Origin of the sequence: Pedobacter sp. Bi126 (assembly GCF_918698245.1) — a bacterium.
GTDB lineage: Bacteria > Bacteroidota > Bacteroidia > Sphingobacteriales > Sphingobacteriaceae > Pedobacter.
On the sequence record NZ_CAKKMS010000005.1, the window covers coordinates 340,389 to 353,200 of the forward strand.

Consider the following 12,812-nt stretch of genomic DNA (forward strand, 5'->3'; position numbering starts at 1 on the left):
ATTTAGTCGCTTCTGTATTTATACAAGCTCCATCGAGGTGATGAAATCTCTTAATACTGAAACCCCATTTTCCTTTGAGTTGCTAAAACCATTGTTATGAAGCTCTATATTTAAATCATCGCAAAGATTTATCAGCTTTTGAAATTTAAGTGGATCATCAAAACCATTAACTTTTTTTGATTTTAACGTCTCTGTGAACGTACGAACCCCTTTCCTTGCGAGAATATCCTCTGTAATATGGGGAAGATACTTTTTTGTATAAGTGTCTTCGAGAATTTTACGGCATTTGGAAAACCATCCTTCTAGTTCTGCAATTTCTTCGCCGTTATTAACAATTGAGCTTATCGCTTTTAAATCTTTTATAGAATCTTGCTCTAAAAATAAGTCCTTGTTCACTCTGGATAATGAACTTTTCTTTACCCCATCTGTCAATCCGTCGCTTATTATTTCAACGCTTATGCTGTCAGGAAACTTTAATAAACACCACTTGTAAAAATCTAGTTCATGAGTAAGGATGAATACCTGTTTTGGTTTACTCCGATTTTGAGTGACTTCATCAAGGTTAGAAAGAGTCATTATCTCGGATATTGTTGCTCTTCTCCTTTCAGAATCAAAGCTTGAAAATGGATCGTCAAATACAACAATTTTTTCTTTTAATTCCTTATCATTGATCAATGAAGAAATAAAGAAAGCAAAAGCCAAAAGGCGTTTGTCGCTCTCACTCAGTGTATTACTGAAATTTGGTACCGTAATGTCATCTCCCTCTAGAAGGACATCATGTTTAGCGAAAAAGGTAAGTGAGAAGATACGTTCATCTTTCCCTTTTATTTTTTTTAATGGTTTAAAATCCTTAAGTCTGAAATCTGCTTGCAAATTAGTTAGTAACAGGTTGATGGTTTTATGATGTTTTTCATAAATTTTTATTCCATACTCTTCAAGTTCCGCCCTTTTAGTTTCACGCTCATTCTTTTTTGTCTCAAACTCATCGTCAAGCTGTTTGTGCCGTATAAAATAATCCTCCCAGTTCTCATCATGCCTGATTTTTGTGAATTCTAGAATCGTCAGTTGCTCCTTCAAAGACTCTAAACTCTCTGTAATCTCTTTTAAGCGCTCTTGCTTAAGTTTCAGATATATGGAATAGGTATGTAAAAAACCTTGCTTTAATTGTTTTAAAGGAGTGAAATCTACATGATAAGATAAATCTTGCAATTTTTTGTCAAGCTCATCTTCAAATTTGCTTTTAAGTTGAGTGAGATTTGCCTCAAAATCTAGTTTAATCCCAATATTTCCAGAAACGGTTTTTATTCGAGTGATACTTAACTCAATATTCCAATCTTTAAAAGTTGTTATTTCTTGAGAGATTAGCCCCTGAAGTTGTAGATATTGTTCGGAAAATAATTTGTTAAATTCTTGGATCAAATCAAGCGAGGTCTTGTTGAGCTCCTGTCCACAAAAAACGCAATCTTTAGCGCCGTCCTTCAAGAGTTCCAATCCAGTTTGGATGAAATTTATTGATGCGTTAGAGTCATTCCAAGTTTTGCTGATATGTTCTGAAATAATCTTTTGGTTAACTTCAAAAGGTTTAGATGTTGCAGAAAAATCCAAATTAAATGCTGAATCCTTAAAGTATTTCTCAACTTGATCACAAGTTGTTCTTATTTTATCCTGGTTCTGAACATCGTTAATTTTGGCTTTAATTATGTCAATCTTCTCATCGACATCTGGAATTTTTTTTAGGTTTTTAAACTTCGTTAAAGTCAATTCTGAATTTGGAAATCGATTAGTGTATATATTTCCATGAGTCTTTTTTTTATTTGTTATTTCAACGACCTTAACTTGGAGTAATTCGATCTCATCTGCAATTTTTTGCCCCTGCTCTCCGATAATAATAGTATTTAAACTTTTATGATTATCGTAAGCAACCTCACCCCCTAAGTGAATATTTCTACTGATAAATTCTTCGTCGAAGATTACCAGTCTAGGAAAGCCGTCTGACCACTTTCGAGATGAGAACTTTATTTCTCCATCTTCCGTATGAAGGACGATCTCTTGTGTATTGCATCCAAAAGATTGCCTTCCTTTAACTATCGTCTTATCGCCAGATTGCAGTGATTTAAAAATTGCCGTTAATGTCGATTTTCCTTTAGTATTCCCACCAAAAATCAGGTTAAAATCACTAAAAGAGAGGCCCCCGACTGATAGCACAGACCTGAATTTACCAACTCCTTCAATTTTATTAAAGCGTAAGATCATATTAGATAATTTTATCTAAATATAACGCTTATGAAATTTATAAGTAAGGATAAGTATTCTATTTTTAGGATATCACCGGAAATAAAGTGTTCAAGGACTTTGGCTGGACTCTTAACGCTAATCAATACCAAGCTCAAGTACCCGCCAAAAGCTTATCCCCTCCAATGGTCAAACGCCAATTCCTCGGTATCCACAAAAGTAGAATCCAATGCCGGATGATCCGCGTATTCCTGCGGAGTAGCCTCACCACTAAAGCGGTAATCACTGGAAATCGTACAAGCCTCCATCATCGAAGAAGGAATCTGCGAAACTGCGATCTCCTGAAGCCGCTCATCGCTAGGCTCTTCCATTAACCATTCCCAGCATAGATCATCAGGTGGAATGGTCGGCATACGCTCTTTTGAATTGTGGATATACTTCATTGTTCCATTTGCCGCTGTAGTAGCAAAAGCAACTGTTCTCACCCAGGCGTTCTTTTCCGGATCAAACCAATCATTATACAATCCCACAAACCAGAAATATTCTTTTCCAACCACATTGATATGATAGGGGATTTTAGCTGTAGCCTTTAGAATCTGGCCCTGTTTGCCATAAGTGGGCTCATGCCTGGATTCGATGATGCCGGTAGACAAAACCAAGCAACGGCGCTTTCTTGCCGCATCTGCCCACATCGATTTTTTGCCATCATCCTTGTTAAAAAGATTCTCACCCTTAAAGTTCAGTGTAGTATACATGCGTCTGAACTTGGTTGCTTCCTCCCTTGTTTTCAGATAACCTGGAACATAACCCCATTCGGCCTGCTGGATTTCAAAATCCCGCCTGTCATCAGTTGGTACAATAATCGCACAAGGCGCATAGTTAAAGCCATTATGCACACCGACATCTAAAAAATCATAATCCCTAACTGCTTTTTCCAATTGTTTAAGCTGAATAAACTCAGCTCTGGTCACTTTTTGTCCGTTGTAATAACACATGATTTTACCTCCTTTTAGCGCGGATATGTTCCGCAATCATCTTGCCGATCTGCTGAGCTTCCTTTTGCCGCCCTTCGGGTATAGAAGTCCAGAATTTTTCATTCCTGACACTTAAACCAACCGTAATAATCAACGGTTTTACGCCAGCACCAAAATTCACATGGAATACTCGTTTTCCAGCAAGTTCATGTTCTGATATACGCAAAATGGTTTCGTTAAGACTCAGCTCAAAAGCCGGTTCTAATTCCCTCATTCTTAAAGTTAAACAAATAATTTAAGAAAATATTCACACACAATATCATCCCTTTCACTGTGATGACCAAGGCATAATTCTTCTTTTCTTGATATTAACATGTCTTTGTAAGAGATTGTTTAATGTCTAATCTAACGAGTCAAAATGTTTTAAATACAAGGGAATAAAACTTTTGTGAATCACTGAATGTTTAATAGGTACAATGAATAGCTATCACTTTCACATTTACCCAATTGATACCCAGCACCCTCAGGATTGCATTGTGCATTTCGATAGGGGCATTTACCATATCCTTATCGAAGGAAAACAGATTGGTATGATGGTAAAGGATAAAGGCGATGAAATGGGTTACGCTACCCAAGATGAAGCATTAAGACCATTGATTGAAGAGATCGGAGGTCATTTGCATGAAATCCATTTAAGGGAAAAATTTGCCATCGACATCCGCTCTTTTTGGACTGTGATCGTTGAAACTGCATTTGTAAACGATGAAACGCTAATGGTTTACATCAACCCAGACGCAGATTTTAATGAGTTCGCTGATTGTGTAAAAGACACCATATATGATTACGTCGAGTTTGATGAACACCTTAATTTAATCCTTTCCCAAATGGATAGTGAGGAAGTAGTCGACATTCAGATTAACTAGCACGCTAAGGAAATAGAATTTAAAAAGATGATGTTCATCCGTTTTGGTAATTTTAACGGTAAATCAGCTCTTTCAAATGGGGAACCCCAAAACTAAAGACAAAGGAAACTTACATCTGGGAAATTGTGCATTATGCGCAAAGCGCGCTAAATTGTCCTTTGAACATATACCCCCTCAATGCGCTTTTAATAACAAACCTATATACGTACAAACCCACGAGCATTTGGTCGAAGAATCAAGCTATCTTTTCGGTAAAAAAATGAAAAGTCAGCGTTGTTTTGGGAAGCAAACACTTTGTGAAACCTGTAATAACAATACAGGCGGCTGGTATGTAAAGGATTTTTGCAGTTTCATTAAACAAGGAATGGACATCTTGACGAACAATCAAAATCCTTATTACAGCAGTGGCAGCTATAAATGTAAGCCACAAAATGTTATCAAACAGATATTACTTATGTTCTTGGCGGCCGATTCCCACGGTATAGTGAGAGATTTTCCTGGGGTTTCCGATTATTTATTAAACAAAGAAAGTTCAGCATTCCCAGATAAGGTAGATATTTAACCAATGATTTATTTACCATGCCCTAAATTTTATTTCTTCCGGTCTTGCATATTCTCTTTTTTAGCCTGTTTTGTTTTTACTACTCTTTCTCTGCCTTTTTTCGCAAATAGCAACGGCATGTCGATAAGTAGAGCAACATATGACCTTATTGCATCCTTCTTTGCCTGTTGTCCGAAGTCCCTGAGCTGCGGGTTCATCTGTGCCCCTAAACTCAGCACAAGCGGAGTATTGCCGAGCCCGCTTCTTATGGCAAGTCCAGGTGAGAAAAGCTGTGACCAGCGAACCTCTTCGGGCAGCCCCTGGTTGTCATGGCTGATCCTGTAAGAAACAGCGGCACCTATGTCGAGCAGGATCAGGCTTAAGGTCATATAGGATTTATTGTAAGATGCCCAACTATAATCAAGGCTTATCGGGGCGGAAAGCCCGATGACCATAGGCAGTTTATTCCCCTGTCCCTTCACATATTCCAGACCGGCATATGGACCGAAATATGCACCCAGGGAAAAGGTTGAGGTATGCTGTTGCTTGATGCGGAATGATGCTGGTGGAAGCGCATGGGCAGCAATTACCTCGGCCATTTCTCCAGAATTTTTTGATTGCAGGATATCTGAAATAAACGCGATGATCCTGGAGGCAGATTTATAGCCATCTGTCTGTTCATTTAGATAAGGCTTGATAATCTCTAAGGTGGACATAGATGCTGCCGCATAATTTTTTTCCTGGATCAGCTGATAGGTCTCGATCAATTTCCTTGTCTCTGCCATCCCTTCGGCAAACCCTACAGATCCCTTAATTATTGATCCCTGGGCCTGCTGTCCAAGGGTGGTGCTGATCAGGTCGGAAAATGCAACCCAATAGTTGTTGAAACTGAAATCCTTTTTCGCTCCCGATACATCTCCCTGACTGTTCTGGAAGTGCTTCAGTGCAATAAGGGTTCCCGAGACCCAGGTTTTCATTCTGCCGATGTCTATAGCGGAAATGCTGTCTGTTCTTAAATTGGCGAAAAGGGAGAGTTCCCGGTATTTGTTAGACAGGAGCTCGATAAGGATCTGAACCGATTCAGCCCGGTTGTTTACCGCAGAGTTAAAACCCGACTGGCTCATCCAATAACCGTTGGGGTCCTTTAGGTCATAAAATTCATTGTTTATTATCCTGATCATATTGGCAAATGCTTTAAGACCGGGACTCTCCAGGGAATCTATTGTTGTCACAGATTCTATAATCTCAATAAAATTGTATTTTTTGATAATCAGTGTGGATATGCGCTGGGCATCTTTTAAATAGACTATATTCTGTCTTTGGGTCAGGGAGCCTGATGTTGAATATTTTTCAGAGAGAAATTTTATTCCGTTTGACGGGAGCATATTCAGGTCCTTGGAAAAGGAGTATTTCCATGAACCGTCAAAACTTGGTGCCGAAAGTTCGTCGTAAGTGCGGAACTTGGCCTCCGTAGCAGGCAAAAGTTTTTTTAAAGCAGTGAGTTTATCAAATTTCCCCTTCCACTGTTCCATAAAGTATACTATTGCTTCTTGTTTGGCGCGTTTGGCTATATAGGTCGCCAGGGCATCGATCATTTCGGTCTGTGAAGGGATCTTTAGATTCGTAAGGCCAGAAGAGGTCATGGATGATTCCTCTAACTTTATTTTTTCGGCATTAATGTCCTCAGCGGTTTTGTAATCTTTCTTTGTGATTGTTATATCTGTTCCTTTCTTAATGTCCACCAGGTTTCTGACAAACTTTAAGTCTGTGAGCTGGCTTACATTTGTTCTTGAGATTTCCAGTATCTTTTCCGTTATCTCTGCTCTCTGGGAAAGTACAATGGTCCTGATTGCCTGTATGGTTGCTTTAGTTTCGGCTATTTTTGTGTCCAATACCTGAGTGTCCGATGTGCTCAGGCTGTCACTGATGCCGGGCATAAGCTGCTTAAGCATTGGTCTGTTCGTGCTATCTAGAGGAGTTTGAAATATCAGAAGGTTTTTTTCCAGTAGGCCAAGTTTTTTTATATCATCGTTCATTTTGTTTACCGATGCAGACAGCTTGGCAAGTTCCCCGTTAAAGGAGCCTGTTGCGGAAGAAAGTTCTGATATTATGCCATCAACAAATGCCGTTCCCTCAACCGATTTTGTTGTGTTTGTGATCAGCTGGGTAGCATAGAGTTTTTCCACCTGGTCGAGCATCGGGCTCTTGTGCCTGACTGCCGATCCTGCCTTTACCAATGCAAGAAGCCTGCCGATGGAGTCGAGATTATCCTTGAATTTTGATGGTTGCTGTTTGAAATCGTATAGAGTCTGCGAGATCTGGAACAGGTTCTGTGCTTTGAGTTCTGGCACGAATGCTGCCAACAGCAGTGCAGCTAACAAAAAGGTCCTTTTCATTTTTTGAGCGTTAAAATGTTTAAAAAGATGTTTCCGGAAAAAAATAGTTTCTGTTTGGTCTGATCCTATCGGAGGATAAGTTAGGGTTTTATTTTGCTCAAGGCAATACCCAGTAATAGGTATTTCTAAGGAAGAGGGCCGATAGGTTTCAGATGGAAATAACTTTCCAATCGAAACGGATAAAAAGGCCGTGAATTTCGGGCGCTCCTTTCTCTGCGAGCGCATAATGTCCTGGCTGCGCCAGAACACCCTCCGGGACTTATAGCTCTCCGTTCTCTATGCACCCGTTTTTCCGGACTTTCTTTTTTTCCGTTTTTTCTTTTGAAAAGATTTTTTGGGAAAAGGGAAAGGAAATAAAAAATGTAAAAACTTAAAATTTTTTGATCATGGAAATTACAGGAAGATTGACCGCAGATGCAATGGTAAAGGCAATTAGTGGAGAACGGAAAGTGGTAAACTTTTCGATTGCAATCAATGACAGCTACAGAAGTGGTGGCGAACAGAAAAAAATCACTACCTATTTTGACTGTTCGTACTGGTTGAACACAGGTATTGCCGAATACCTTAAAAAAGGTGGTTGGGTTCAGCTTTATGGCAGAGTAGGCGTAAATGCCTATATCAATGGGGGTGGTGAGGCAAAAGCTTCGTTAACATTTCATACTACCGAGGTAAAACTGTTAGGGGCTGTTGCCACAGGTGACAGTAACGGCAGTGGAGATAAAGGGAATACCATTAGCAGTAGAAATACGAACGGTTCAGCAGGGGCAAATGTCAAGGGGGAGGATGTACAGGTCGAGCCTACGGACACTTTCGACGGGCTAGAGGGCGACCTGCCTTTTTAAGCCTTTTAGCTTTAATACTACAGTTACGGACAATTTATTCATCATTATTTATTTAAGAATTTTTATCATGGCACATAACCTTAATTATAACAGCAGAACAGATAAACACAGTTTTTTTTCGGTAAAGGAAAAAGCGTGGCATGGGTTGGGTACAATAGTGGAATCATATCCCACTTCAGCCGAGGCATTAAAATTTGCGGGTCTGGATTACACCGTAGAAAAACGCCCCTTATTCACCGTTGATTCCCGCAACCTCGTGACCTTTCAAACACAGGATGCGGAGATAGGGAATGCTTTTATGCCCGATATTTTAGTGCCGAACTTTTATTCAACAGTTAGAACGGATACAGAGGACGTTCTCGGAGTGGTGGGAAAGGATTATAAAGTAGTACAGAATATAGAGGCATTTTCTTTTTTTGACAGTATTGTTGGTGGTGGTGAGGGCATCCTTTATGAAACTGCAGGGGCGTTGGGCAAAGGGGAACGCATTTTTATTACCGCAAAACTTCCCTCTTATATTAAGGTTGGAAAGGATGACCTCATCGAACAGTATTTGTTTCTAACCACTTCACATGATGGCTTCGGTAGCATCACCGCCGCTTTTACCCCTGTGCGCATCGTATGCAACAATACACTTAATGCCGCATTGAAAAACTCCTCAAATGTTGTCCGAATCCGTCATTCTTCGGGTGCTAACGACAGGCTTAAACAGGCGCATACCCTCATGGGTATTTCGGGCAGGATAGGAGATGAAATGGAGCAGTTATTCAACAGATGGGCAAATGTCCGCATTACTGATGCCGAGCTAAAAAAACTGGTGCAGACCGCAATGGCTCCAAACAGGGAGGTTTTGGACAAACTGCAAAAAGGGCTGATCGATGAAGCTTCAAGTGTTTATAAAAATATCGTGGACGAAGTCTTTGGTTATGCCATGAGCGCACCCTCACAGCAGACTGATACCGCAAAAGGTACATTGTTCGGTGCATATAATGCTGTAACAGGCTACTATCAGAATGCCCGAAAGTTCAAGGACGGAGAAGCAAAGTTTAAATCCATAATCGAGGGAACGGCCAAGCATAGGGGACAGTCAGCGTTTGACCTTTGCCTAGACCTTTGTAAAAACGGCAATGTTGCCTTTCAGTTGAATTAATAATCAAACGGGGGCGGTTTTACCGCTCCCGCTAAAACTTAAGACCATGAGCAGGTTAACAGAAAATACAGACTATAGGGCTTTACTCGAAATCGCGCAGACCTTGCTACATTTTGAAAGGTTGTCAGATATGGGTATTTCAGCAGGGGATGCGGTACGCATCCGCCATGCCGAGAACATTATAAAAGATGTGATCGGCAATAATGGGTATCAGATTTTATACAGAAGCAAAAGTATAGCACTTAGAAAAATCAAGGAGGTAAAACAATGAGAACAAATTTTTTTCAAGCCATACAGCGCCTTAACGGTGTGGGCGCATGGGTATTTAATATAACATTTTCGGCAGAAAACGAAATGGTGGTTTCGGTTATGCTAAAGGATAAGGCGGTGAATGACGGGAAATATCCGATTCCCCCAATGGTTTACAGGGGAACTCCACAGGAAATAGATGAGGGCATTTTTGATGCACTTGTTCAGCCTGTTGAGGAGGCCAACGGCTTATTTGCCAATATTTCAGCGTACAACAAAGGGCTTGCAGATGCAAAGGCCAAGATTACTGCAAAGGCCAAGTCCGATAAAAGTCCAACTGAAAAATCTGTCGAGAAAAACAAGGGTGGTGATAGTGCCGAAGAGAAAGTGCAGGATAGACCAAAGTTTGAGGATGTTTTAGCGGAAATCAATAAACTGAATGCGGGATGTAAATATGCGGAGGCACTTGCCCTACTTCCTGCGGCAGAAAGCTATCCCGAGAAAAAAGGGGAGATCGAGAAGTTGAAAAAAGAACTGGAATGGAAAAGCCAACAGCTGTCCCTATTGTAAAACCTAAAATTCAAATGTTATGTTAAGCGTAAGCCTTTTACCAAGGGTGTTCGTCCTAAAAGAGCGGGAACAGGACATCCGTTTATCTGACCCATCGGGAACTTTCAGCCCCGAACAGGTCATGGATTTTTATTCGGGAACATACCCGATTTTGACCACAGCCAAGATCGAAGGCCCCGAAATCACAGGGGATGAAATCGAGTATAGGTTTATAACCACACTCGGAACTAAGGGATAATGATGAAAAGGAGGATAAAATGCATCAGAACCAAGCCCTACACCAAAGCGTACTATCTGCACCAACAACTTGCACGTTTCGTGCAGAGCCTAGACCATACGCCCGATCTTTCCGAGATCAGAAGCGGTCAGCGAAAACCTGCACCAATGAGCCTTACGGAAATGGTTTTTTGAATTTCGCTTTTACACCTATGGTGAAAGATATTCCAGAGGAACTCCGTAACAGAAAAAAAACGGAAAAGGATTTTTTTACCTCGGTCGAAAACCTGTGCAAACTCTACGGGATTTGTGTGGATAGATGTGATTCAGCACCATACCCACAGAATATAGCCATCACACTTAAAGCGCTGAATGAAAAATTAGGGGCAATTGATCAAGAAATAGCCCTTCGCTTAATGGCATGGGAAGGAAAAATGGCCAGTTTGGTTACGGTAAAAAAATACGATACGGGTATGACCCTTTTTTATCTACCCGTTGAACCCCTGCATAGACTTTTACAGAACAGGGAGAGAAAGGCTGCGGCACAGTTGCTGCTTTCGGTCTGCGCTTACCTATATCAGACCGCAGGGGTTTCCTATCACACAGAGGATAGCAGTTATTTAAGCTATATCTATACTATGGTGGAAGAATGGAATCTTGAACCCGAATGCTTTGAGCAGGAGGGAGAGCAGGAAATTTTTTTTCGTGAGATCAGCTACATAAGGAAGTCGGGGGAACAGCTACTTTCTAAAATCAGCGATCCCCGACACCTCAAAGCCTTAAAAAAAAGGTGCGATAAATTTCAGCCCTTGGGCGAGACAGAAGAAAAGCTGAAAGATATCGCCGAAAGGGTTTGCAGGTTAATGGTTGATTACCCCGACCGCTCGATCATGGACAGTATATATAGCGGTGCATTTGCGTTGGATTCTGATGGAGATGGGCTGATCGGTGCCGATCAGTACATTTCTTTTTTTTGGAGTAGTTCGGACTGCCTTTATGATCAGCTGATGGATTCGGTAAATGCGGAATTAAATGAGATCGGTTTGATAGATGAGCCTGTTAGCGTTCAGTTTTTTGATACCCCACAACCCGCCATTTCCCATGATCTCTCCTTTGAACGGTACTTCTTTGATCTCCTACATGAAATATCGGATAACCTAAACAGTTTTGAATATGAAAAACATCACACAATTACTGAACAAGATTTATCAGCCGTATAAAGCTTTGTTATTCTATCAGTCAGAAAGCGAAAATGATCATTATGTCGAAAGCTATGACATAGACAGTCTTGGCAAACCGATAAATGCACATCCACTCTCGGAAAAGGAAAGCGAAAGGCTTGCCGGGGCTTTGAAAAATTCTTCTGAAAAAAGCTCACGGTTTCTACAGCCCGAGGGACTGATCCCCGAAAACGTACTTTATTTCAATGGGAAAGGTGATGGATGTGCGGTATGGTTTACCAAAGAGTGCAGAAAATATCTCCATTTTAGAAAAGAACTCGGTATTTCAGACGGGGAAGCCTCGCTGCCGCCACTATTGTGGAAAGCAACAAGATCGCAAGTGTGGATTTGGGCATTGGAAGAAAACAAAAGACCCGATCTTTTGACAAAGCTATACTTTGCCCCGTTCTTTAACGGTTATCCCGATGGCAAGGTATGTATGGGGAATGTGGATATCAATATTCCACAAGGGTGCAGACTGGAACGGTTTATAGCAGACTGGGAACGTTATTATTTTGCCTCTGCTTTCAGCCACCTATTAGATGATGTATCGCCAGTTAAAACCAATGTTGTTCAGCTTTGGAAAAAACTGATCGGAAAAAATAAAACATTTCCTAAAAACCTGCTCAAAAAGTCCACCAAAAAACTTAGCGATCTTTTAATATGAACAGCGAAAAAAAACGTGTACACATTGTACCTCCATATCTTTTAAATCCCACCAATCCGATTTCGGTAAATCTCATTGGGGCAGGGGGAACAGGCAGTCAGATGCTTACCGCCCTTGCGCGGATAAACCACTCTCTTAATACCCTTGGCCATGCTGGGTTACATGTACGGGTGTTTGATGATGATGTAGTGCAACCCGCAAACCTAGCGCGGCAGTTGTTTACCGACAACGAAGTCGGGCTTAATAAGGGAGTGGCATTGATCAACCGCATCAACCGTTTTTTTGGAACGAACTGGAAAGCTGTTCCCGAACGTTTCACAACGGAAAAGAATACGATAGCAAATATCACCGTTTGCTGTGTTGATACAATCGGGGCAAGAATAGAGATTGAGGAAATCCTTCATGCCAAACCAAAAAATGCACAAAGAGATGAAAATATTTACCTGCTCGATTTCGGTAACAGCAGAGAGTCAGGGCAAATGGTACTTTCAACGGTTGGAGAAATCAAACAACCCCAGTCGGAGAGGTTTGCTACTATTGGAATTCTACCTTCTTTAGTGGCTGATTATCGGGAGATATTGGCGGAAGGGGGAGAACAGGATGACCGACCAAGCTGCTCGCTTGCCGAGGCATTGAACAAACAGGATCTTTTTATTAATTCAGTTTTAGCCAATATGGGGTCATCATTTTTGTGGCAGATGTTCCGTACTGGTATCATCGAAAACCGTGGTTTCTTTCTGAACCTTGGCAGTTTCTGTTCAAAGCAGATACGGATATAAGCTTTCCAAAAATCATCCGGCGGCGGGCTTCGCCCGCCCAATTTTCGACAGCG

The 12,812-nt window shown here is 41.0% G+C and carries 14 protein-coding genes; 10 read left to right on the forward strand and 4 right to left on the reverse strand.

Features of this window, described 5'->3' with window-relative positions:
* Positions 1-18: 18 nt before the first annotated feature.
* The 3 genes from LQ201_RS19985 to LQ201_RS19995 all read right to left on the reverse strand — a co-directional run bounded on the left by LQ201_RS19985 (position 19) and on the right by LQ201_RS19995 (position 3,480).
* Positions 19-2,253, reverse strand: coding sequence for an AAA family ATPase (locus LQ201_RS19985; protein WP_230145064.1), 2,235 nt, complete (start codon positions 2,251-2,253; stop codon positions 19-21).
* Between the two features lie 152 nt (positions 2,254-2,405).
* A complete protein-coding gene (locus tag LQ201_RS19990) occupies positions 2,406-3,227 on the reverse strand; it encodes an SOS response-associated peptidase (protein ID WP_230145065.1) in 822 nt (273 codons plus the stop codon).
* Positions 3,228-3,231: 4 nt separating this feature from the next.
* Positions 3,232-3,480: a hypothetical protein gene (locus tag LQ201_RS19995; RefSeq protein WP_230145066.1), complete on the reverse strand. Its 249-nt coding sequence runs from the start codon at positions 3,478-3,480 to the stop codon at positions 3,232-3,234.
* Positions 3,481-3,682: 202 nt separating this feature from the next.
* Between LQ201_RS19995 and LQ201_RS20000 the strand changes: the two genes are divergently transcribed.
* Positions 3,683-4,129: a hypothetical protein gene (locus tag LQ201_RS20000; protein ID WP_230145067.1), complete on the forward strand. Its 447-nt coding sequence runs from the start codon at positions 3,683-3,685 to the stop codon at positions 4,127-4,129.
* Positions 4,130-4,205: 76 nt separating this feature from the next.
* Positions 4,206-4,691 (forward strand): hypothetical protein, encoded by a 486-nt coding sequence (locus tag LQ201_RS20005; RefSeq protein WP_230145068.1) that lies wholly within the window; start codon positions 4,206-4,208, stop codon positions 4,689-4,691.
* 29 nt (positions 4,692-4,720) lie between these two features.
* On the opposite strand, the gene LQ201_RS20010 is transcribed toward LQ201_RS20005, so the two are convergent.
* Entirely contained in the window at positions 4,721-7,066 is a 2,346-nt protein-coding gene (locus LQ201_RS20010; RefSeq protein ID WP_230145069.1) for a hypothetical protein, read from the reverse strand.
* A gap of 386 nt (positions 7,067-7,452) precedes the next feature.
* On the opposite strand from LQ201_RS20010, the gene LQ201_RS20015 reads away from it, so the two are divergent.
* The 8 genes from LQ201_RS20015 to LQ201_RS20050 all read left to right on the forward strand — a co-directional run bounded on the left by LQ201_RS20015 (position 7,453) and on the right by LQ201_RS20050 (position 12,759).
* Entirely contained in the window at positions 7,453-7,908 is a 456-nt protein-coding gene (locus tag LQ201_RS20015; RefSeq protein ID WP_230145070.1) for a single-stranded DNA-binding protein, read from the forward strand.
* Positions 7,909-7,975: 67 nt separating this feature from the next.
* Positions 7,976-9,058 (forward strand): DUF932 domain-containing protein, encoded by a 1,083-nt coding sequence (locus LQ201_RS20020; protein ID WP_230145071.1) that lies wholly within the window; start codon positions 7,976-7,978, stop codon positions 9,056-9,058.
* A 46-nt stretch (positions 9,059-9,104) separates the two neighbouring features.
* Positions 9,105-9,329, forward strand: coding sequence for a hypothetical protein (locus LQ201_RS20025; RefSeq protein WP_230145072.1), 225 nt, complete (start codon positions 9,105-9,107; stop codon positions 9,327-9,329).
* Entirely contained in the window at positions 9,326-9,877 is a 552-nt protein-coding gene (locus tag LQ201_RS20030) for a PRTRC system protein E (RefSeq protein WP_230145073.1), read from the forward strand. Before LQ201_RS20025 ends, LQ201_RS20030 begins: the two co-directional genes overlap by 4 nt.
* A gap of 19 nt (positions 9,878-9,896) precedes the next feature.
* Positions 9,897-10,115 carry a PRTRC system protein C gene (locus LQ201_RS20035; RefSeq protein WP_230145074.1) on the forward strand — a complete coding sequence of 73 codons (219 nt, stop codon included), beginning with the start codon at positions 9,897-9,899 and terminating at the stop codon, positions 10,113-10,115.
* Between the two features lie 190 nt (positions 10,116-10,305).
* On the forward strand, positions 10,306-11,313 hold the full coding sequence (locus tag LQ201_RS20040; RefSeq protein ID WP_230145076.1) for a hypothetical protein: 1,008 nt from the start codon (positions 10,306-10,308) through the stop codon (positions 11,311-11,313).
* Positions 11,267-11,980 carry a PRTRC system protein B gene (locus LQ201_RS20045; RefSeq protein ID WP_230145077.1) on the forward strand — a complete coding sequence of 238 codons (714 nt, stop codon included), beginning with the start codon at positions 11,267-11,269 and terminating at the stop codon, positions 11,978-11,980. The genes LQ201_RS20040 and LQ201_RS20045 overlap by 47 nt, the downstream gene beginning before the upstream one ends.
* On the forward strand, positions 11,977-12,759 hold the full coding sequence (locus LQ201_RS20050; protein WP_230145078.1) for a PRTRC system ThiF family protein: 783 nt from the start codon (positions 11,977-11,979) through the stop codon (positions 12,757-12,759). The genes LQ201_RS20045 and LQ201_RS20050 overlap by 4 nt, the downstream gene beginning before the upstream one ends.
* Positions 12,760-12,812: the final 53 nt, after the last annotated feature.